This is a genomic window from Burkholderia pyrrocinia, assembly GCF_001028665.1.
Lineage (GTDB): Bacteria > Pseudomonadota > Gammaproteobacteria > Burkholderiales > Burkholderiaceae > Burkholderia > Burkholderia pyrrocinia.
The window spans coordinates 2,385,965-2,404,889 of the sequence record NZ_CP011503.1; the positions used below are offsets into that span (position 1 = coordinate 2,385,965).

General features: G+C 68.0%; 19 protein-coding genes and 2 tRNA genes. 6 read left to right on the forward strand and 15 right to left on the reverse strand.

Annotation, left to right across the window (positions count from 1 at the left end; all coding sequences use genetic code 11):
* Nucleotides 1–112 precede the first annotated feature (112 nt).
* Nucleotides 113–1,483, forward strand: coding sequence for a metalloprotease PmbA (pmbA, locus tag ABD05_RS11005; protein WP_047900146.1), 1,371 nt, complete (start codon nucleotides 113–115; stop codon nucleotides 1,481–1,483).
* Nucleotides 1,484–1,566: 83 nt separating this feature from the next.
* Here the strand turns inward: pmbA and ABD05_RS11010 are convergent, their stop codons facing one another.
* On the reverse strand, nucleotides 1,567–2,067 hold the full coding sequence (locus tag ABD05_RS11010) for a dihydrofolate reductase (RefSeq protein ID WP_047900147.1): 501 nt from the start codon (nucleotides 2,065–2,067) through the stop codon (nucleotides 1,567–1,569).
* A 249-nt stretch (nucleotides 2,068–2,316) separates the two neighbouring features.
* Complete coding sequence (locus tag ABD05_RS11015) at nucleotides 2,317–2,652, reverse strand: hypothetical protein (protein WP_047900148.1); 336 nt, start codon at nucleotides 2,650–2,652, stop codon at nucleotides 2,317–2,319.
* 501 nt (nucleotides 2,653–3,153) lie between these two features.
* Between ABD05_RS11015 and ABD05_RS11020 the strand changes: the two genes are divergently transcribed.
* Nucleotides 3,154–4,551: a sigma-54 dependent transcriptional regulator gene (locus ABD05_RS11020; RefSeq protein ID WP_047900149.1), complete on the forward strand. Its 1,398-nt coding sequence runs from the start codon at nucleotides 3,154–3,156 to the stop codon at nucleotides 4,549–4,551.
* Nucleotides 4,552–4,592: 41 nt separating this feature from the next.
* Nucleotides 4,593–5,564 (forward strand): thymidylate synthase, encoded by a 972-nt coding sequence (locus tag ABD05_RS11025; RefSeq protein WP_047901161.1) that lies wholly within the window; start codon nucleotides 4,593–4,595, stop codon nucleotides 5,562–5,564.
* A 104-nt stretch (nucleotides 5,565–5,668) separates the two neighbouring features.
* On the opposite strand, the gene ABD05_RS11030 is transcribed toward ABD05_RS11025, so the two are convergent.
* Nucleotides 5,669–8,245: a DUF6600 domain-containing protein gene (locus tag ABD05_RS11030; protein ID WP_047901162.1), complete on the reverse strand. Its 2,577-nt coding sequence runs from the start codon at nucleotides 8,243–8,245 to the stop codon at nucleotides 5,669–5,671.
* A gap of 162 nt (nucleotides 8,246–8,407) precedes the next feature.
* Nucleotides 8,408–9,115 carry an ArsR/SmtB family transcription factor gene (locus ABD05_RS11035; protein ID WP_047900150.1) on the reverse strand — a complete coding sequence of 236 codons (708 nt, stop codon included), beginning with the start codon at nucleotides 9,113–9,115 and terminating at the stop codon, nucleotides 8,408–8,410.
* Nucleotides 9,116–9,313: 198 nt separating this feature from the next.
* Here ABD05_RS11035 and ABD05_RS38290 point away from each other — a divergent pair, with 198 nt between their 5' ends.
* Nucleotides 9,314–9,457, forward strand: a complete 144-nt coding sequence (locus ABD05_RS38290; protein WP_158361578.1) for a hypothetical protein — start codon at nucleotides 9,314–9,316, stop codon at nucleotides 9,455–9,457.
* A 130-nt stretch (nucleotides 9,458–9,587) separates the two neighbouring features.
* Nucleotides 9,588–10,100 (forward strand): acyl-CoA thioesterase, encoded by a 513-nt coding sequence (locus ABD05_RS11040; RefSeq protein WP_012328135.1) that lies wholly within the window; start codon nucleotides 9,588–9,590, stop codon nucleotides 10,098–10,100.
* 54 nt (nucleotides 10,101–10,154) lie between these two features.
* On the opposite strand, the gene fumC is transcribed toward ABD05_RS11040, so the two are convergent.
* The 3 genes from fumC to ABD05_RS11055 all read right to left on the reverse strand — a co-directional run bounded on the left by fumC (nucleotide 10,155) and on the right by ABD05_RS11055 (nucleotide 13,435).
* Nucleotides 10,155–11,549, reverse strand: a complete 1,395-nt coding sequence (fumC, locus tag ABD05_RS11045; protein WP_047900151.1) for a class II fumarate hydratase — start codon at nucleotides 11,547–11,549, stop codon at nucleotides 10,155–10,157.
* A gap of 150 nt (nucleotides 11,550–11,699) precedes the next feature.
* The gene (gene norM, locus ABD05_RS11050; protein ID WP_047900152.1) at nucleotides 11,700–13,088 is read right to left on the reverse strand and encodes a multidrug efflux MATE transporter NorM; all 1,389 of its coding nucleotides are present in this window, start codon (nucleotides 13,086–13,088) and stop codon (nucleotides 11,700–11,702) included.
* 128 nt (nucleotides 13,089–13,216) lie between these two features.
* Entirely contained in the window at nucleotides 13,217–13,435 is a 219-nt protein-coding gene (locus ABD05_RS11055; RefSeq protein WP_006486208.1) for an RNA-binding S4 domain-containing protein, read from the reverse strand.
* 270 nt (nucleotides 13,436–13,705) lie between these two features.
* On the opposite strand from ABD05_RS11055, the gene ABD05_RS11060 reads away from it, so the two are divergent.
* Nucleotides 13,706–14,107, forward strand: a complete 402-nt coding sequence (locus ABD05_RS11060) for a hypothetical protein (protein ID WP_047900153.1) — start codon at nucleotides 13,706–13,708, stop codon at nucleotides 14,105–14,107.
* A gap of 134 nt (nucleotides 14,108–14,241) precedes the next feature.
* On the opposite strand, the gene ABD05_RS11065 is transcribed toward ABD05_RS11060, so the two are convergent.
* The 8 genes from ABD05_RS11065 to fdxA form a co-directional block, all read right to left on the reverse strand.
* The gene (locus ABD05_RS11065) at nucleotides 14,242–15,018 is read right to left on the reverse strand and encodes a DUF4088 family protein (RefSeq protein ID WP_047900154.1); all 777 of its coding nucleotides are present in this window, start codon (nucleotides 15,016–15,018) and stop codon (nucleotides 14,242–14,244) included.
* A gap of 161 nt (nucleotides 15,019–15,179) precedes the next feature.
* Nucleotides 15,180–15,518: an AzlD domain-containing protein gene (locus ABD05_RS11070; protein WP_034183072.1), complete on the reverse strand. Its 339-nt coding sequence runs from the start codon at nucleotides 15,516–15,518 to the stop codon at nucleotides 15,180–15,182.
* Nucleotides 15,515–16,282: an AzlC family ABC transporter permease gene (locus ABD05_RS11075; RefSeq protein WP_047900155.1), complete on the reverse strand. Its 768-nt coding sequence runs from the start codon at nucleotides 16,280–16,282 to the stop codon at nucleotides 15,515–15,517. Before ABD05_RS11075 ends, ABD05_RS11070 begins: the two co-directional genes overlap by 4 nt.
* A gap of 132 nt (nucleotides 16,283–16,414) precedes the next feature.
* Nucleotides 16,415–17,314 (reverse strand): AraC family transcriptional regulator, encoded by a 900-nt coding sequence (locus ABD05_RS11080; RefSeq protein ID WP_047900156.1) that lies wholly within the window; start codon nucleotides 17,312–17,314, stop codon nucleotides 16,415–16,417.
* A 62-nt stretch (nucleotides 17,315–17,376) separates the two neighbouring features.
* Nucleotides 17,377–17,862, reverse strand: a complete 486-nt coding sequence (locus tag ABD05_RS11085; protein WP_047900157.1) for a CreA family protein — start codon at nucleotides 17,860–17,862, stop codon at nucleotides 17,377–17,379.
* Nucleotides 17,863–17,982: 120 nt separating this feature from the next.
* Nucleotides 17,983–18,058 (reverse strand) — tRNA-Asn (locus ABD05_RS11090).
* Between the two features lie 71 nt (nucleotides 18,059–18,129).
* Nucleotides 18,130–18,205: transfer RNA gene (locus ABD05_RS11095), tRNA-Asn, on the reverse strand.
* Between the two features lie 97 nt (nucleotides 18,206–18,302).
* Nucleotides 18,303–18,626 (reverse strand): ferredoxin FdxA, encoded by a 324-nt coding sequence (gene fdxA / locus ABD05_RS11100; RefSeq protein ID WP_034183076.1) that lies wholly within the window; start codon nucleotides 18,624–18,626, stop codon nucleotides 18,303–18,305.
* Nucleotides 18,627–18,925 lie beyond the last annotated feature (299 nt).

Consider the following 18,925-nt stretch of genomic DNA (forward strand, 5'->3'; position numbering starts at 1 on the left):
GCGGCGCGGACACCCCAAGCTTGTCTGTGCCCGGCCCCGGACCTTGCTATGATCGCGGGATACGCAACATTTTGAACATGCGGGCGCCCGCCCGCCACCGGATACCAAGACGATGGCAGCCAATCTCGACGTACAAGCGCGCTATTTCCCGCACACGCAGGACCAGCTCAAAGAAATCGCGTCGGACATCCTTCGCCATGCGAAGGCACTCGGCGCGACGGACGCCGCGACCGAAATCTCCGAGGGCGACGGCCTGTCGGTGTCGGTGCGCCGCGGCGAAGTCGAAACGATCGAGCACAACCGCGACAAGATGGTCGGCGTGACCGTGTTCATCGGCAAGAAGCGCGGCAACGCGAGCACGTCGGACTTTTCGCCGGCCGCGATCAAGGATACCGTCGCCGCTGCGTACAACATCGCACGCTTCACGGCCGAGGACGAAGCGGCCGGTCTCGCCGAGGCCGAGCTGCTCGAAACCGACCCGCGCGACCTCGATCTCTATCACCCGTGGGCGCTGACGGCCGACGAGGCTGTCGAGCTCGCCCGCCGTGCGGAAGATGCCGCCTTCGCGGTCAGCCCGCAGATCCGCAATTCGGAAGGCGCGAGCGTGTCGGCGCAGCATTCGCAATTCGTGCTCGCGACGTCGCGCGGCTTTCTGTCCGGCTATCCGTACTCGCGCCACTACATCGCATGCGCACCGATCGCGGGCACCGGCCGTCACATGCAGCGCGACGACTGGTATTCGTCGAAGCGCAGCGCGATCGATCTCGCGGCACCCGAAGCGGTGGGCCGTTACGCGGCCGAGCGTGCGCTCGCGCGGATGGGCGCGCGCCGTCTCGACACCCGCAAGGTACCCGTGCTGTTCGAGGCGCCGCTCGCGGCCGGACTGCTCGGCGCATTCGTGCAGGCCGTGAGCGGCGGTGCACTGTACCGCAAGACGTCGTTCCTCGTCGACAGCCTCGGCAAGCCGGTGTTTGCGCCGCACATCCAGGTCGTCGAGGATCCGCATGTGCCGCGCGCGATGGGCAGCGCGCCGTTCGACGAGGAAGGCGTGCGTACGCGCGCGCGCAGCGTCGTCAAGGACGGCGTCGTCGAAGGCTATTTCCTGTCGACCTATTCGGCACGCAAGCTCGGCACGCAGACCACCGGCAACGCGGGCGGCTCGCACAACCTCGCGCTGCGCAGCTCGAACACGCAGCCGGGCGACGATTTCGACGCGATGCTGAAGAAGCTCGGTACGGGCCTGCTGCTGACCGAGCTGATGGGGCAGGGCGTGAACTATGTGACGGGCGACTATTCGCGCGGTGCGGCGGGTTTCTGGGTTGAGAACGGCGTGATCCAGTATCCAGTCGAGGAAATCACCGTCGCGAGCACGCTGCAGGAGATGTTCCGCCATATCGTCGCGATCGGCGCGGATTCGATCGTGCGCGGTACGAAGGAAACGGGCTCGGTGCTGATCGAGCAGATGACGATCGCAGGGCAGTAAGCCGCGCGCGGCGCAGGCCGCCACGAAACGAAAAAACCCGACCGGCGCGAGCCGGTCGGGTTTTTCTCATTGTGCATGACGCGTCAGCCGCGCTTGCGCTCGTAGACGACGAACGCATAACCGAATGCATTCGGTGCGGCAGCTTGGTGTGCATCGCGCGAGACTTCCTGCCAGTGCGCGGCGTCGGGCGCCGGGAACGACGCATCGCCGTCGAAGTCGGCATCGATCTCGGTGACGACCAGCTTATCCGCGAGCACGAGGCCTTCCGCGTAGAGTTGCGCACCGCCGATCAGGAAAGCCTCGGGCACTCCGTCGCGCGCGGCGAGCGCCAGCGCGTCGGCGAGCGACGTGACCGTGTCGCAGCCATCGAAGCGACGCGCTGCGTCGCGCGTGACGACGATGTTGCGGCGGCCCGGCAGCGGCCGGCCGATCGACTCGTGGGTCTTGCGGCCCATCACGATCGGCGCACCCATCGTCGTGCGCTTGAAGAACGCGAGATCCTCGGGAAGTTTCCAGGGCAACTGGTTGTCGCGGCCGATGATGCCGTTGCGGGCACGCGCGACGATCAGGGTCAACGTCGTCATGAAGGTCGGGAAAGAGGAAAGCCGGAATGGCGCCGATTCTACCGGAAGGCGGTGCTTGCCGGATTCCGCGCGCGTGCGTCGGCATTCCGGTGCTGCGCGCCGCGACGCGCGATGCAATGCGTCGCGGCGACGGATTGAATAAAAAGGGTGCCCGCCGGGGGACGGAGCACAAAACCATTTCGCGTTGCGGGAGCGGTGAGGGTGGTCGCGATCGATGCCGTACGGCTGATGCGAATAAATACGGAATCCTCAGCGAATGGATTGGCGCGTGGTGCCTTGCGCGTTTCTTTCCATCGCGTGCTGCACCTCGCCTGGCTGCGGTGCCGGGAGCGGCGTCGGCAACAGGGGCGGGGGCGGGATCTCGTCCCACAGCGTCACCGAAGTCTTGCCGACCGGCAGCGGTTGCGGTGCCGACACGTTCACGATGCCGAACCCGTTGCCGGGCTGCATGCTTGGCGCGTTTTCGGCAAGCAGCATCGCGCGATCCAGCTTCACGTTTTCATCCGCGTGCGCCGGTACGGGCGGGCCGGCGGCCGCGAGCGCAATCGCCATCGGCACGAAAGAAAGCAAAGGGTGTTGTCGCATGGTCGCTGTCTCCGATGTATTCCGTATCCAGCGAAATACATGCCATCGCGCCGGGACCGTTGTCGCGACTGCGATTCGTGCGCAAGCGTTGAGAATTGTGGCGGAAAACGCCTGAAAATGTTTCAGGCCTGAAACGAGGGGGCTTGGGAATACTGCGGATTCAATCGATACGCTTCAAGGATGAAAATCGACGCGTGTGTCGATGAAAGAACACTTCGCTGCGCAAGTGCTATGTGCAGATGATTGACATGCGTCGACTTCCTGAGCGATTCGGCCGGATCGCCTGGGGCACTGAAATCGGTTTGTCGTATTCAGTGCCTATAACTAAGCTGTCTTGAACAAAAAAAACGGACGCGAGACAGGCGCCATCATGCGAGGCATTGTCGTTGCCGCGCATCGGCATGGCGAATCGAGCCACCTCTGGCTGACCCGATTCGATCCTTTCGCACGTGACTTGACGTGCGCGGCAATCGTTAGATGGTTGATGAACGGGGTGGGCATATGGGAGCCGATCAGCGGCACGTGATCTACTATTCGCGCGAACCGAACGACGCGTTGCGCGACCATTTCGACGAATGCGGTTGGCGCGTCGATCTTGCGGAGACCGTACGCGACGTACGGCGCGTCGTACAGCACGGCGTTGCAACGGCCGGCCTGCTCGATTTCTCGCCGGGCTTCAAGCCCTCTGACCTGCGCGAACTCGAATCCTGCCTGAGCATCCAGCACATCGGCTGGATTGCCGCGACGCGGCGCGGCCAGTTGCAGGACGCCACGCTGCGCCATCTCATTCGCGACTATTGCTTCGACTACGTGACGATGCCGTACGAGATGTCGCGGATCGTCGAGACCGTCGGTCATGCGCATGGCATGGTCGCGCTGACCGAGCCCGTTGCACCGCCCGCCGGTGCAGGGCGCAGCGAAGGCGAGATGGTCGGCACCTGCGATGCGATGCTCGGACTCTTCAGAACAATCCGTCGCGTCGCGGCGACCGATGCGCCGGTGTTCATCTCCGGCGAATCGGGCACGGGCAAGGAACTGACGGCGGTCGCGATTCACGAGCGCTCGTCGCGCGCGCAGGCGCCGTTCATCGCGATCAATTGCGGAGCGATCCCGTCGACGCTGCTGCAGGCCGAGCTGTTCGGCTATGAGCGCGGTGCATTCACCGGCGCGAACCAGCGCAAGATCGGCCGCGTCGAGGCGGCCAACAGCGGCACGCTGTTTCTCGACGAGATCGGCGACCTGCCGCTCGAAAGCCAGGCGAGCCTGTTGCGCTTCCTGCAGGAAGGCAAGATCGAGCGGCTCGGTGCGCACGTGTCGGTACCGGTCGATGTGCGCGTGATCTGCGCGACGCACGTGGACATGGAAACGGCGTTGCGCGAAGGGCGGTTCCGCGAAGACCTGTTCCATCGCCTGTGCGTGCTGAAGATCGAGGAGCCGCCGCTGCGCGCGCGCGGCAAGGACATCGAGGTGCTCGCGCGCCACATGCTCGAGCGTTTCAAGGGCGATGCGCATCGCCGTCTGCGCGGCTTTTCCCCTGATGCGGTGGCCTCGCTGTACGGCTATTCGTGGCCGGGTAACGTGCGTGAGCTGATCAATCGCGTGCGCCGCGCGATCGTGATGTCGGAAGGCCGGATGATCACAGCGGCCGATCTCGAGCTGAACGACTACGCGACGCTCGCGCCCGTGTCGCTGCTGGAGGCGCGCGAGGCGGCCGAACGACAGGCGATCGAGCAGGCGCTGCTGCGCCATCGCGGCCGTTTCGCGGATGCCGCGCGCGAACTCGGCGTGTCGCGTGTCACGCTCTACCGGCTGATGTGCGCGCACGGAATGCGCGATCGCGGCGACACGCTGGCAGGGTTTTCGGCGCCGTTGCCGGAGCTTCCGCATCACGCTTGCTAAAATTGGCGGGTACGGCCGCCCTCGCGGCCGAAGGAACCCGCATGAAACAGTATCTCGACCTCGTTCGTACCATTCTCGATACCGGCACCTGGCAGGAGAACCGCACGGGGATCCGCACCATCAGCATGCCGGGCGCGATGCTGCGCTTCGACCTGCAGCAAGGCTTCCCGGCCGTCACGACCAAGAAGCTCGCGTTCAAGTCCGCGATCGGTGAACTGGTCGGCTTCCTGCGCGCGTCGCGCAGCGCGGCCGATTTCCGCGCGCTTGGCTGCAAGGTGTGGGATGCGAACGCGAACGAGAACGCGCAGTGGCTCGCGAACCCGTATCGCCAGGGCGTCGACGATCTCGGCGACGTGTACGGCGTGCAATGGCGCCAGTGGCCGGGCTACAAGGTGCTCGACGCGGGCGCCGACGCGCAGATCGCCGACGCGACGCGCCGCGGTTTCCGGATCGTCACGCGTTTCGACGAAGACGGCGCGCCTAAGGTGCTGCTGTACAAGGCGATCGACCAGCTGCGTCAGTGCCTGGACACGATCATGGAGAATCCGGCCGACCGTCGCATCCTGTTTCACGCATGGAATCCCGCCGTGCTCGACCAGATCGCGCTGCCCGCGTGCCATCTGCTGTACCAGTTCCTGCCGAATGCGACGAAGCGCGAGATTTCGCTGTGCCTGTACATCCGCAGCAACGACGTCGGGCTCGGCACGCCGTTCAACCTGACGGAAGGGGCCGCGCTGCTGTCGCTCGTCGGCCGGCTGACGGGCTACACACCGCGCTGGTTCACGTATTTCATCGGCGATGCGCACATCTACGAGAACCAGCTCGACATGCTGCAGCAGCAGCTCACGCGCGAGCCGTACGAAAGCCCGCGGCTCGAGATCGCCGAGCGCGTGCCCGACTACGCGAAGACGGGCGTCTATGCGCCCGAGTGGCTGGAGCAGATCGAGCCGTCCGATTTCTCGCTCGTCGGCTACCGCCACCACGAGCCGCTGACCGCGCCGATGGCGGTCTGATCGCGCGGAGCGGGCCGCGCGGGTTTACCGACCCGCGGGTCCCACGGAAAGAAGTCCCGACCGGCTGATGCCGGTCGGGCTTTTTTGTTTCACGTTTGCGGCACTTACTGGCGGTGCCGCTCATCGTGTCCGCCTTGCGGCGGCGGGTTGCTCGGGCGCGGCGCCTCGACGTGCGGCGCCGGTTGCGGCCGCGGCTCCATCCGGGGCGCGGGCATCGACGGTCGCGGTTCCATGTGCGGCGCGGGCATCGACGGCCGGGGCTCCACACGCGGCGCCTGCGGCTGCGGGTGCGGCATTTCATGCACGGCGGGAGCAGGCGGGCGGTACTCGTTCACGCGCGGCGGCGCGACTTCGCGGTGCGGTGCCGGTTGCGCGAATTCGGGGCGCGGTTGCGGCGCGGGGGCGGCCCGTTCCGGTTGCGGCTGCGCATGCTGGGCCGGCGTCGGGAAATCGGGGCGCGGGCGCGGCTGCGGGACCTGCGCCGTATTGTCGAACCGCGGTTGCGGCAGTGCGCGCGGCGCTTCGTTCCGGCCGCCGGGCTGCGCGCCCTGCGGTGCCGGCGCGCCGTCAGGATGCGGTACCGGTACTGGCACCGCGCTGCGCACGGGCGGCAGCGCATTTTGTCCTGCCGCGTGAAGCGCGGTCGGCGGCGTGGGGCGCTGGCGCTCCATCGGCGCATGCGGCTGCATCCACGCGGGCGACGGCGTGTCGGCTGCGTGTGCGTTGCCGATGCCCGACGGGAAATTGCCGGCCATCGGCGGATGCGGGACGCCGTTTCCGGGCCCGAATGCCTGATGCGGCGCCGGGTTGCCCGGTGCCTGCGGCATGCCGCCGTTGACGAAGCGTGGCGCATTGGGGTTCTCGCCGTTCGCAGGCCGTGCAATTGTCGGCGCGCCAGGCACCGGCACCGGTGCGCCCGGCCGTCCGGCCTGCACGGCGGGCGGCTGGCTTTCGCGCGGCGCGCGTGACGGCTGCACGACGGGGCCGTGCGGATTCACGAGTTGCACGTTGTGCATGGCCCATGCGCCGCCGTTCGGGTTGCCCGGAACACGAACCGGGCGAGCCGTGTAGTCGGCCGGCACGTTCGTCTTCACGACGGGGGCGCCGGCGCCCGGTACGCGCCCGCCTTGTTGCGCGAGGTGGGCGGCGGCCTGGTCGCGATACGCGGCCGGCACCGCGGGATTGCGCGTCGCGACGTACGGGTGCTGCGCGATCGCCTCCGGCGGACGGTAGGCGGCATTGCGCAGCCCGCCGGTAAAGCTCTGGCGCACCGGCGCAATGCCGGGCGTACCCGGCGTCACGTGCGCGTTGCGCCATTGCTGCGGATCGACGTGCTGCGAGAAGTGCGCAACAGGCTGACCGTGCACGAACGCGGAGGCCGGCACGGCCGTGATCGCGTGCGGCGCGTTGAAGTTCACGTACGTCTTGTTGATGTTGGTGATATTGGTGATATTGGTGATGTTCGTCACGTTCACGGTCTTGTTCACGTTCACGTTGACGTTGTTCACCACGATGTTGCGGTTCACGCGGTCGTAGTAGTGCGGGCTCCAGCCGCCCCAGCCCGGGTGCCACGGCTCGCCCGGGCCGAGCGCGAACCATGCGCAGCCGGCCGCGGCGACGCCGCCGACGGTAAGCGCGACGCTCCAGTCGGGACCGCCGCCGCCGCCGACGAACGCGACGAGCGCCGGCGCATAGACGGGCGGCTCGCTGACGACCATCGGGCCGGGCACCCATGCCCAGCTATCGTCCACGTACGCCCAGCGGCCGTAGTGATACGGCGCGAAGCCCCACGGTGCATCGTCGACCCACGTCCAGCCCCACGGCGCCTGCCAGATCCAGTGGCCGTCGTGATACGGCGCCCAGTCGGCCGGCGTGTCGTTCGGCACCCATACCGAGCCGTAATTCGGGGTTTCGCGCCACGTGCCGTTCGCGTCGAGATCCTGGTAGCCGGGAACGTCGCGAGACACGTAGCGGGCCGATACCGAGCGCTCCTCGGCCGCATCGCGGCTGGCGGCCCACCGGTCGAGCGAGTCGGGGCCCGGCGCTGGCGATTGCTGCGCAACCTGCAGGTCGGTGCCGGTGAATACGACCTGCTGTCCGGGCGATAGCGGGTACTGCCCGTTGCTGCCGTAGACGGTCGCGCTGCCGCTGCGCACCGTAACCGTCGTGCTTGCGCCGTCCGGTGCGACATCGACGCGATAGTCGCCGGGGCTGGTGATGCCGAGCGCGAGGTTCGGCGTATCGATTTCGTATGACCTGCCGGCCGGCAGCGCGCGCACGTGCGTCGATACGGTGCCGAGGCCGACCTTCAGTTGTGTCGTCGAGTCGTCGAGGTTCAGCACCGACAGGCTCGTCGAATTGCCGAGCCGCACCGCGGTCGAGCCGATGTGCAGTTCCGAGCGCGCGCCGGCGTCGTTCCAGAGCTGGTCGCCGGTCGTCAGCGGCCGGTTCACGGCGGCATACGACCATGTATCGGTGCCGGCCGGTTCGGTCGTCACGGCGCCCGACAGGTAATTGAGTCGTGCAACGCGGCCCGGCGGATCGCCGCCCGGTTGCCGTGCCGCGGCCGCATACGGCGGGGCATCGGCCGATTGCGCGAATGCGGCGGGCAGTGCCGCAAGCGCGGCGAACGCGAGCAGCGTGCAGCGGGCGGTTCGCTTGAGCGTGAACAGGGTGGCCATGGTGAGCGTCTTCGTCATTGTCGCGGCGCGTCGATTCGTGCCGTTGAGTTCACAATATCCGCTCGGCCTGTTTCAATGCTCGGTGTTTTGTAAGCCGGATGGCACGCGATGTAACAAAACCTGTCCATCGCGCGCCGTTGTCGTGCAGCCGCAATACTGGCGTCAAGCGGACGTAAACCACCCGTCGAAAACCTGCTGTCCGGGCACGGTGACGCGCAGCACGCGCGGCCGTGCGGAACGCTCGATCCAGCCGTGGGTACAGAAGCTGTCGAGCAGCGCGGCGCCGAGCGCGCCGCCGAGATGCGAGCGCCGCTCGCTCCAGTCGAGACAGCCGCACGCAAAGCGGCGCCGGCGCGCGCGCTGCTGGGCGACGTCGATGCCCCATTGCGCGAGCGCCCGGGTGCCGAGTTCGGTGGTCTCGATCGCATCGCCGTTGGCGAGCAGCCAGCCGCGCGAGGTGAGCCCGTCGAAGATGCGCACCGCGAGTTCGCCGGCCATGTGGTCGTAGCAGGTGCGCGCGTAGCGCAGTTCGGCCGGCACCGTGCGCGACGGCGGCGGAACCGGGCGGTGCGGCGCGGCCGCGCGGGCGACGTTCGCGAGCGCTTCGAGCGATGCCGCGATGTCGGACGATGCGATCCGGTAATAGCGGTGCCGGCCGCGCACGTCGAGCGCGAGCAGGCCGCCATCGGTCAGCCGCGCAAGGTGTGCGCTCGCCGCGGACGGCGACAGCCCCGCGATCATCGTCAGTTCGCCGGCCGGTCGTGCGCTGCCGTCCATCAGCACCCACAGCATCGCGGCGCGCCCCGGGTCGGCGATCAGTGCGCCGATGCGGCTCAGGCCCGGAAAGTGGTGGTCGTCTTGATCGGTCATCGTCGTGTCTCGTCTGGCGGGATGATCTGCAGTGTAGTGGGTGCGGGCATTCGATGTTTCCGATCCGGCTGAAATGTCGGATGCAGCGGTGCCGGCACGGGCACCGGCGATGCGGCGGACCGGACTGCGGCCCCGCGCGGGGCGCGCGTAGAATGGCCGGACGCGGCGGCAGCGGGCCGCCGCACGTGACACGAAGCAATGATGAAGACGATTTTCTGCCTGTTGGCGGCCGCGCTCGTCTGCGTGGCCTGTGCGCAGGGCGGCGCGGGCGCCGCCGGCGAGCGGGGCGGCAGCCTCGAGATGTACGGGACGATCGACCAGGGCATCACGATACGCCGCTGACGGGCACCGATCCGTGTGCGTTTCAGGGGCGCCAGCACTGCCGCGCCACACGGGGCGCGCCGCGACGCGTTGCCGCAGTGCAACGTATAATGGCCCGATTACAGCGCCCCTGCCGCCTGGAGCCAACAAGATGTCCCAACCGTCCCCCGTACCGGCCGCCCTCGACCGCACCGAAACCGTCTTCCGCTTCCTCGCCGAGCCGTCGTCCGTGAACTTCGGCGGCAAGGTGCATGGCGGCGCGCTGATGAAGTGGATCGACGAAGTCGCGTATGCGTGCGCGGCCGTCTGGTCGAGCCGCTATTGCGTGACGGTCAGCGTCGGCAACATCCGTTTCCAGCGTCCGATCCTGGTCGGCAATCTCGTCGAGTTGAAGGCGCGCGTCGTCGCGACGGGGCGCACCAGCATGCACATCCATGTGTCCGTGCACGCCGGCGATCCGAAGGGCGGCGTGCTGCGCCAGACGACCGACTGCCTCGTCGTGTTCGTCGCGGTCGACGAGAACGGCAACCCGGTGCCGGTGCCGCCGTTCGTGCCCGAGACCGACGAGCAGAAGGTGCTCGCGAAATATGCGGCCGACGTGCGGGCCGCGCTCGACAAGATCGTCGAGATGAAGCCGGAAGAGGTCGCGAAGGGCGCGGTCTGACCGCGCGGGCGCCGCGCCTTTCGCGCCGTGCCCGTCGTCCTGTCGGTACTGTCGTTACCGCGTCCCGATCATCTGCTCGGGACGCACCCACGCATCGAATTCCGCGTCGGTCAGGTAGCCGAGTGCGAGCGCGGCGGCCTTCAGCGTCGTGCCTTCCTTGTGCGCCTTTTTCGCGATCTGCGCGGACTTGTCGTAGCCGATATGCGGATTGAGCGCCGTCACGAGCATCAGCGATTCGTTCAGCAGCAGGTCGATGCGCGCGCGGTTCGGCTCGATGCCCACCGCGCAGTGGTCGTTGAAGCTCTGCGCGCCGTCGGCGAGCAGCCGCACCGATTGCAGCACGTTGTGCGCGATCATCGGCCGGAACACGTTCAGCTCGAAATTGCCGCTCGCGCCGCCGACGTTGACCGCGACGTCGTTGCCGAACACCTGGCAGCACAGCATCGTCACGGCCTCCGACTGCGTCGGGTTCACCTTGCCCGGCATGATCGAGCTGCCCGGCTCGTTCTCCGGAATCGACAGCTCGCCGAGCCCGCAGCGCGGCCCGCTCGCGAGCCAGCGGACATCGTTCGCGATCTTCATCAGGCCGGCCGCGACGGTCTTCAGCGCGCCGTGCGCGAACACCAGCGCGTCGGCCGCCGCCATCACCTCGAACTTGCTCGGCGCCGTCACGAACGGCAGCTTCGCCAGCCGGCCGATTTCGTCGGCGACGCGCACCGCGAACTCCGGATGCGCATTCAGCCCCGTGCCGACCGCAGTGCCGCCGAGCGCGAGTTCGTACAGGTGCGGCAGTGCCGATTCGACGTGACGGACACTCTGGTCGAGTTGCGCGACGTAGCCGGAAAACTCCTGGCCGAGCGTGAGCGGTGTCGCGTCCTGCAGGTGCGTGCGGCCGATCTTCACGATGTCGGCGAACGCCTTCGATTTCGCGTCGAGCGTCGTGCGCAGCGTGCGCAGCGCCGGCAGCAGGTGGTTGACGATCGCGTATGCGGCCGCGACGTGCATCGCGGTCGGGAACACGTCGTTCGACGACTGGCCGCGGTTCACGTCGTCGTTCGGATGAACCTTGCGCGCTTCGCCGCGTTCGCCGCCCATCAACTCGCTCGCGCGGTTCGCGATCACCTCGTTGAGGTTCATGTTGGTCTGCGTGCCGGAGCCCGTCTGCCAGACGGCGAGCGGGAATTCGCGCGGATGCTTGCCGGCGATGATCTCGTCGGCCGCGTCGATGATCGCGCGCGCCTTGTCGTCGGCCAGCACGCCGAGCGACTGGTTCACGGCTGCCGCGGCGCGCTTGACGATCGCCAGCGCGTGGATCAGCTCGGGCGACTGCTTCTCCGTCGAGATCCGGAAATTCTGCAGCGAGCGCTCGGTCTGCGCGCCCCAGAGCCGGTCGGCCGGCACGGCGATCTCGCCGAACGTGTCGCGTTCCATCCGAACTGCTTCGTTCATGATGCACTCCTCTTGGAAAGGGGGAAGGCCGCGCAAGGCGCGGCGTCGGGCGTATCGTGAGGCAGTCGCGCCGCTCGCGCGGCGTCTTCGGGACTTCGGGTCTTCAACCGACAAGCATAGCGCCGGCCGCGATTTCGTGTCGTGTCGCGCTCAGTGCCGCGCCGCGATGAGCGACGCGGTCTTCAGATGAAAGCGCCACGCCATCAGCGCGGCGACGCTCGCGAGGCCGGCCGCGAGCCCCCACCACAGGCCGCGCGCGCCGAGGCCCGCATGGAACGCGAACCAGTAGCCGGTCGGGAAGCCGATGCCCCAGTAACCGAAGGTCGCGGCGAGCATCGGGATGCGCGTGTCCTTCAGGCCGCGCAGCGCGCCCGACGCGACGGTCTGCATCCCGTCGACGATCTGGAATACTGCGGCGATGCCGAGCAGCGACGCGGCGAGCGACACCGTGGCCGCGTTGGTCGGGTCGTCGAGGTGAAGGTACAGGCCGACGATCGTGTGCGGTGCGACGATCATCACGACGCCCGACAGCGACATGAACGCGACGCCGAGCGCGAGCGCGACGAAGCCCGCATGCCGCGCGGCGACGGGCGAGCCCGCGCCGACCCAGTAGCCGACGCGGACGTTGGCGGCCTGGCCGATCGCGAGCGGCACCATGAACGATACCGACGCGACATTCAGCGCGATCTGGTGTGCGGCGAGCGACGTCGCGCCGAGCACGCCGACCGTGAGGCCGGTGCCGAGGAACAGCGTCGATTCGACCCCGTACGTGATCGCGACCGGCCAGCCGATGCCGATCAGCTCGCCCATCACGGGCAGCTTCGGGCGCGCCGCGGTCACGAAATGGCGGAAGCGCTGCCGGCCGTGCAGCAGCCAGATCAGCGCGAGCGCGGTGAGCCAGATCGTGATCGTCGTCGCGACCGCCGAACCGAGAAAGCCGAGGCGTGGCAGCCCGAATGCGCCGTGGATCAGCCCGTAGTTCAGCACGCCGTTGACGCCGACACCGCCGATCGACACCCACAGCAGCCGCCGTGCGGCGCCGATCGCCGGCAGGAACGCGCGCATCAGCCCGACGCCGATCAGGCTGCCGAGCGCCGCGAAGCGCAGGATGCCCGTGTATTCGCCGACGTGATGCGCGAGCAGCGGCGGCTCGTGGAACATCAGCAGGATCGGTTCGGCCAGCGACAGCGCGACGATCGCCGGAATCGCGAGCAGCACGGACAGCGCGAAGCCCGTCCAGTAGATGTGCGGCACGCGGTCCTCCGCCTGGGCGCCGCGCGCATGCGCGACGCTCACGCTGACCGACGACAGCACGCCTTGCAGAATGGTGACGATGACGAAGAAGAAGTTCGCGCCGAGACCGCCGGCCGCGAGCGAATCGGGGCCGAGCGAGCCGAGCAGCACCGTGTCGGTGACGCTCATCGCCATCTGTGAAAGTTGCGCGATCGCGAGCGGTGCGGCGAGGCGCGCGGTATCGGCGGCGTGACTGGACAGGGACGGCGGCGCGGCGGCCGTCCGCGTGAGACCGGAATGCGACATGGAATGGGCGCTCGCGCGGGTGCAGGCCCGCGCTGTCTGTATTTATTTTGAGAGACGGCTAGCTTACGGCTTTATTCGTACGGTGTCGAACGCGCGCGCCGATGGCCATGTCGCGGACAGGGGAACGCCTAAGCCTCGCGCACCGCGATGCGCGTGTCGCCGAGCAGCACGACCTGGCCCGCGCGGATCTTGCAGGTCTTGCGAAGCTCGACCGCGCCGTCGACTTTCACCGCGCCGGACGCGACGATCAGCTTCGCGGTGCCGCCGCTGTCCGCGAGGCCGGTGATCTTGAGAAGGTTGTGCAGCTCGACGTATTCGCCGGTCAGCGTGAAATCCAGATTGGGCATGACGAAGAAGGCGCGCAATGCGCGGGAGGAATCGCCCCGCATCATACGGCACCGCGGGCCGGCGCGCGAGCGCGGGCGGTCGCGGCCCGCAGTTGTTAAGGACTGTGAGCGATTCGTCAGCAAATGAAACGGTGGGTAACAGTCTGAGAGATTCGAGAACTGGCCGTGCGGGCCGCGGGTCTTTTGTCGTACCTGCTGCGTGTTGCGGCGGGGGACGCGACGGACCGCATCGCTGCGGTCCGCGCCCACAACTTCTTGAGGAGGATTGTCATGTCCAAGATTCGTACGATGCTGATCGGTGCCGCGTTGACGGCGTTCGCCACTTCGGCCGCGTTTGCCCAGACGGGCACGGCGGTGCAGGGCGCGGCAGGTGCCGGCGTGCAGGCGCAGACCCCGGCGGCGGGTGTCGGCGCGGGCGTGCAGGGCAGCGCCGGCGCGAACGCGTCGGGCAATGCGGTCGGCGGCGCAACCGATGCGGTCGGCGCGGCAGCCGACGGCGCGAAGGATACGGCGGCGTCGGCCGTCCACTCGGCCAAGAAGCACACGAAGCATGCCGCGAAGTCGGCCAAGAGCCATGTCGGCTCGGCCAAGGCGAAGGCCGGCGCAGCGACCGAAGGCGACGCATCGGTCGGCGCGGAGGGCGGTGCATCGGCCCAGGGCGCCACGCAGTAAGCGGTGCCCGGCGCCCCCGCACGATACGCGTCCCGGACGGCGTGCCGTGACGGTGGCCGTCCGGCGGCCCGGTTCGCTTCGTGCGAACCGGGCCGTTTTCATGGGTTCGTGCTTTCAGCAGGTCAGGCGCGCGGTCACGGCCGGCGCTGTCCTTGTCCCTGGCCCTGCGCGGGGCGCGCGGCGGCCGGCGTGAACACGCCGCGCAGCCACACGGCGAGCCGCGCGAAGACGTCGTACGGCTCTTCGACGAAGATCTCCGGTTTCAGCAGCCGCAGGTATTCCATGATCTGCTGCGCTTCCTGTTTCTGGAACGAGCCGTGTGCGAGCCCGAGCCGCAGCAGCCCGCGCAGTTCGCCGAGCTTGTCGCGCGCGGTGCTGCCGACGCTCATCTCGCATGCGAGCTTGGCCTCGTAGATCCGTTGCCGCAGCGATTCCGCGAGCCGCCACGCGGGCGTCTGCATCAGTTCCTCGAGCGCCTGGATGTCCTGGGCCGCCCCCTTGATCTGCGACGCGAGCGGGTCGATCAGCGACGGGTCGCCCTGCGCTTCGGCGACGATCGCCTTCGCCCAGTCGCGGCACGCCTTTGCGAGTTCGTCGGGCGTCCATTCGGAGCGCGACGCGAAGCCGAAGCCGAATTCGCCGGCCTGCCGCATCAGGATCGCGACGACGTCCGGAACTTCCTTGTCGAGCGTGCGCTTTGCCCACGCGTACTGGCCGCCCTGCAGCATTCGCTGCACCGCGTGCTCGGTCAGCGGCACCATGTTGTCGAGCAGCTTCGCGCGCAGGAAATCCTCGAACGACGGCGTCGCGAACTGCGGGTCGAGTTTCAGCGACACGCGGACGAACGCGTCGTAGTCCTTGCGCAGGGACTCGAGCGTGTCGTCTTTGAGGGAAAGGGTGATCTGGCCCATGAATCGTCTCGATGGCGGCCCGCGCAAGCCGGCGGCCGGCACGGCGCACCGGTGCGGGCGCAGTGTCGACTGACCGGTGCGCGCCGAGGCCGGTTGCGGGTCTTCATCCCCTATATCGGCGCGGCGCGCGGAAACTTGAGCGCGCGTGGCGGAGCGTTCGCTCAGGCGGGCAGCCAGTGCGGCAGCACGATCCCTTGCCAGAAAAAGAACACCGCGAGCCCGGCCGCGATCGTCACGAGCGGGCGGCGGGTCGCCGCCGACACGAGCACGGCGGCGAGCGCGCCGACGAGCTGCGGATTGCGCCAGGTCAGCTCGGCCGTGCCGCCATGCGGCGACACGGTCATCGGCACGATGATCGCGGTCAGCACGGTGACGGGCACGAAGCCGAGCGCGGTTCGCACCAGGGGAGGGAAGGTCAGCCGTTCGCCGAACAGGAACAGCGTCGTGCGGATCGCGTACGTGATGACGGCCATCCCGAGGATCAGCAGTGCGTAGCTCACGATGCGGTCTCCGTACGCGAGCCGGCGCGCGCGCGTTCGTGCAGCAACGTGAGTGCGACGCCGATCGCGACGCCGGCGGCGACCGCGCCGAGCAGCCCGAGCTTGTACGGCCAGCCCTGCCAGAAGTACGCGAGCGTGCCGGCCGTCGCGGCCGCCGCGAAATAGCGCAGCGTGCCGAGTTGCGGGACGACGATCGCGATGAAGGTCGCCGCCATCGCGAAATCGAGGCCGAGCGACTGCAGGCCCGGGAACGCCGCGCCGAAGCCGATGCCCGCGAGCGTCCAGACCTGCCAGTTCAGGTACATCGCGAGCCCGGAGCCGAAGAAGTAGTGGGGGCCGATCGTGCCGGGCGGGAAGTGCCGGTAGTGCGCATAGGCGACCGCGAACACCTCGTCGGTCATCAGCGCGCCGAGCGTGGCGCGCCAGCGCAGCGGCAGGTGCGCGACATAGGGCGCGAGCGTCGCGCTGTACAGCAGGTGGCGCAGGTTCACGATCAGCGTCGTCGCGAGTACGACGACAAAGCTCGCGCTGCCCGCGATCAGGCCGAGCGCGATGAACTGTGCGGAGCCCGCGAACACGGCGAGCGACATCAGCCCGCCGTGCCACGCAGCGAGCGGGCCGCCGCCGACGAGCGTGCCGAAAATCACGCCGAACGGCGCCGCGCCGATCATCATCGGGATCGTGTCGCGCGCGCCGTCGAGCCATTCGTTGAGCGGGCGGCGAGGGGGCGATGCGGGTGTCGGGTTCAAAGCGTGCTCCTCCATGATCTGGAGGATAGCGGGCCGGTGGTTGGCGGGCTTGTATGTTCTTGCGGTCGCCGGGGCGGGGCGGATGCATGGGCGCTTGCCCGCAGGGCGGCAAGCGATGGTCGGGAACCGTAAACGGGAAACCGCGTGTCAGCTCGCCTGCCAGCGCCCTGGCGGCACGCCGAACATCCGTTTGAAATGCCGCGTGAAGTGGCTCTGGTCCACGAAGCCGCTGGCCGCGGCGACGTCGGCGACGGGCACGCCCGCGCGCAGCGGCGCCAGCGCGCGCTGCAAGCGCAACTGGTTGCGCCATGCATGCGGCGGCATGCCGGTCGTACGGGTGAACAGGCGCGCCGCGTGGAACGGCGACAGGCCGGCTGCTTGCGCCACTTCGTCGAGCGTCACCGCGCTGGTGAGATCGGCGGCGAGCCGCTCGCGCATTGCTTCGACGCGCGGTTCGTCCGCCGCGAGCGGCGCCGGTCGCGGCAGCGCGTCGGCATGACGCACGATCAGCGTCGACAGCGCGTCGAGCATCGCCGTTTCGGCGGCGAGCGGATCGTAGATGCGCGGTGCGCCGGCCGCCGGATCGCCGGCCGGCTGCCCGTGCGCATGCGAGGACAGTGCACGCTCGCTGCCGGCTTCCATCATCCGGTGCGCCAGCGCGAGCCGGGCCGCGAGGTCGGCGTCGCGAATCACGTCGGGGGCAAACCACGGTGCGTCCTGCGGGCGGCCGGCGATCGCACTGGCGAGTTCGCGGATGAATTCGACCGGCAGGTAGCTGACGCGATAGCACCAGCCTTCGTCGGCCGCGCGCGAGCCCGTATGCACTTCGCCGGGATTGATCACGGGCACGGTGCCGGTTTCGGCGACGTAGCCGCTGCCGCGATAGGTGAAGCGTTCCGCGCCTTCGAGAATCACGGGAATCGTGTACGCGTCGTGCCAGTGGGGCGCGAACGTGTGGTCGCGATAGGTAGCCGTGACGAGATCCGCATCCGGCAGCAGCGGCGTGCGCCAGTAGCGTGCGGAGTCTGGGAGACGGGTGGCGGACATGATCGGGCGCGGGATCGGTCGAACCGACAGTGTATCGCTCGCGCGCCCGGCGGGTGCGGGCTTTACTTGACCGGAATCGTCGTGCCGGCCGGCATCGGCACCGCGGTGACGGCGTTCTTCGGGCTGCCGCTGACGATGCGGTCGCTGTAGGTCAGGTAGACCAGCGTATTGCGCTTCTTGTCGACTACGCGCACGACGTGCAGCGTCTTGAAGATGAACGACATGCGCTCGCTGAACACGTCGGTCTGCTGCTTGAGCGGTTCCTTGAAACTGATCGTGCCGACCTGCCGGCATGCGATCGACGCTTCGCTCGGATCCTCGGCGACGCCGAGCGTGCCCTTGATGCCGCCCGTGCGTGCGCGGGACACGTAGCAGGTCACGCCGTTCACGACCGGATCGTCGTACGCCTCGACGACGACGCGGTCGGAGCCCGTTACGCGGAAATGGGTGTTGACGCTGCCGACTTCCTCCGCGTGCGCGAGCGGCGCGGTGGCGAAAACGGAGAGCAGGAGGGCGACGGGTGTGGCGCGGAGGAGGCGGTGCTTCATCGACGGAACCGGATGCGAATGCGGGACAGAGACTCTAGCATGCGCGGGGCCGGGCCGCGAAAACGCGACAGGGCGGCCGGAAAAACAAAAGGCCCGTCGAATGACGGGCCTTTCGCTGTCTGGCTCCCCGACCTGGGCTCGAACCAGGGACCTACGGATTAACAGTCCGGCGCTCTACCGACTGAGCTATCGGGGAATAAATCGGTACATCTGCGTGTTTGGTTACCAGCAAAAAGCCCGTCCACTTTCAACGGGCCTTTGCGTTTTTGGCTCCCCGACCTGGGCTCGAACCAGGGACCTACGGATTAACAGTCCGGCGCTCTACCGACTGAGCTATCGGGGAACAAACAGCAGAGAAACGAGATTATATGGAGTGTCGGCTAACCCGTCAACCCCCTTTGGGGCGCGCCGCACAAAAAATTTCTGCGGCCGCCGCGCGATCAGCGCTCGAGCAGGTGCAGCTTGTCCTGCACGTCCTTCCACTCGTCCGCGTCGGCCGGTGCCGGCTTGGTCTTCGTGATCGACGGCCAGCCCTTTGCCAGCTCGGCATTCAGCTCGGTGAACTGCTGCTGGTCGCCCGGAACGTCTTCTTCGGCATAGATCGCATTGGTCGGGCACTCGGCGACGCACACGGCGCAGTCGATGCACTCGTCCGGATCGATGGCGAGAAAGTTGGGACCTTCACGGAAGCAATCCACCGGGCACACATCCACGCAGTCCGTGTATTTGCACTTGATGCAGCCTTCGGTCACAACGTGAGTCATTAAAACGCTCCTGCTTGGCGGTATATATGGGGTGGCGTTTGCGCCAAAAGCGGCATTGTAACTGAAGCGCAAAACCCGTATGGCGTGGTCGGCTTTCCGGCTTATATCGTTTCGTGATTAGTTTATGGGCACCTGCCCGGGAGGCCCGCCGAGGGGCACGCAAAGGGGCACACGTATACGGGGCGCCGGCGTGACGGGGCAGGGCGGCAGGCGGTTTCACGATGGTCGGGCCCGCATTCGGGTAACATGGCCGACAGACCGGGCGGCGCGCTGTGCGCCGGGGCCCTGTCACGATATTG

Coding starts and splice junctions, on each gene's coding strand:
- pmbA (WP_047900146.1), top strand. CDS start 113: ATGGCAGCCAATCTCGACGTACAAGCGCGCTATTTCCCGCACACGCAG.
- ABD05_RS11010 (WP_047900147.1), bottom strand. CDS start 2,067: ATGACGACGTTGACCCTGATCGTCGCGCGTGCCCGCAACGGCATCATC.
- ABD05_RS11015 (WP_047900148.1), bottom strand. CDS start 2,652: ATGCGACAACACCCTTTGCTTTCTTTCGTGCCGATGGCGATTGCGCTC.
- ABD05_RS11020 (WP_047900149.1), top strand. CDS start 3,154: ATGGGAGCCGATCAGCGGCACGTGATCTACTATTCGCGCGAACCGAAC.
- ABD05_RS11025 (WP_047901161.1), top strand. CDS start 4,593: ATGAAACAGTATCTCGACCTCGTTCGTACCATTCTCGATACCGGCACC.
- ABD05_RS11030 (WP_047901162.1), bottom strand. CDS start 8,245: ATGGCCACCCTGTTCACGCTCAAGCGAACCGCCCGCTGCACGCTGCTC.
- ABD05_RS11035 (WP_047900150.1), bottom strand. CDS start 9,115: ATGACCGATCAAGACGACCACCACTTTCCGGGCCTGAGCCGCATCGGC.
- ABD05_RS38290 (WP_158361578.1), top strand. CDS start 9,314: ATGATGAAGACGATTTTCTGCCTGTTGGCGGCCGCGCTCGTCTGCGTG.
- ABD05_RS11040 (WP_012328135.1), top strand. CDS start 9,588: ATGTCCCAACCGTCCCCCGTACCGGCCGCCCTCGACCGCACCGAAACC.
- fumC (WP_047900151.1), bottom strand. CDS start 11,549: ATGAACGAAGCAGTTCGGATGGAACGCGACACGTTCGGCGAGATCGCC.
- norM (WP_047900152.1), bottom strand. CDS start 13,088: ATGTCGCATTCCGGTCTCACGCGGACGGCCGCCGCGCCGCCGTCCCTG.
- ABD05_RS11055 (WP_006486208.1), bottom strand. CDS start 13,435: ATGCCCAATCTGGATTTCACGCTGACCGGCGAATACGTCGAGCTGCAC.
- ABD05_RS11060 (WP_047900153.1), top strand. CDS start 13,706: ATGTCCAAGATTCGTACGATGCTGATCGGTGCCGCGTTGACGGCGTTC.
- ABD05_RS11065 (WP_047900154.1), bottom strand. CDS start 15,018: ATGGGCCAGATCACCCTTTCCCTCAAAGACGACACGCTCGAGTCCCTG.
- ABD05_RS11075 (WP_047900155.1), bottom strand. CDS start 16,282: ATGGAGGAGCACGCTTTGAACCCGACACCCGCATCGCCCCCTCGCCGC.
- ABD05_RS11080 (WP_047900156.1), bottom strand. CDS start 17,314: ATGTCCGCCACCCGTCTCCCAGACTCCGCACGCTACTGGCGCACGCCG.
- ABD05_RS11085 (WP_047900157.1), bottom strand. CDS start 17,862: ATGAAGCACCGCCTCCTCCGCGCCACACCCGTCGCCCTCCTGCTCTCC.
- fdxA (WP_034183076.1), bottom strand. CDS start 18,626: ATGACTCACGTTGTGACCGAAGGCTGCATCAAGTGCAAATACACGGAC.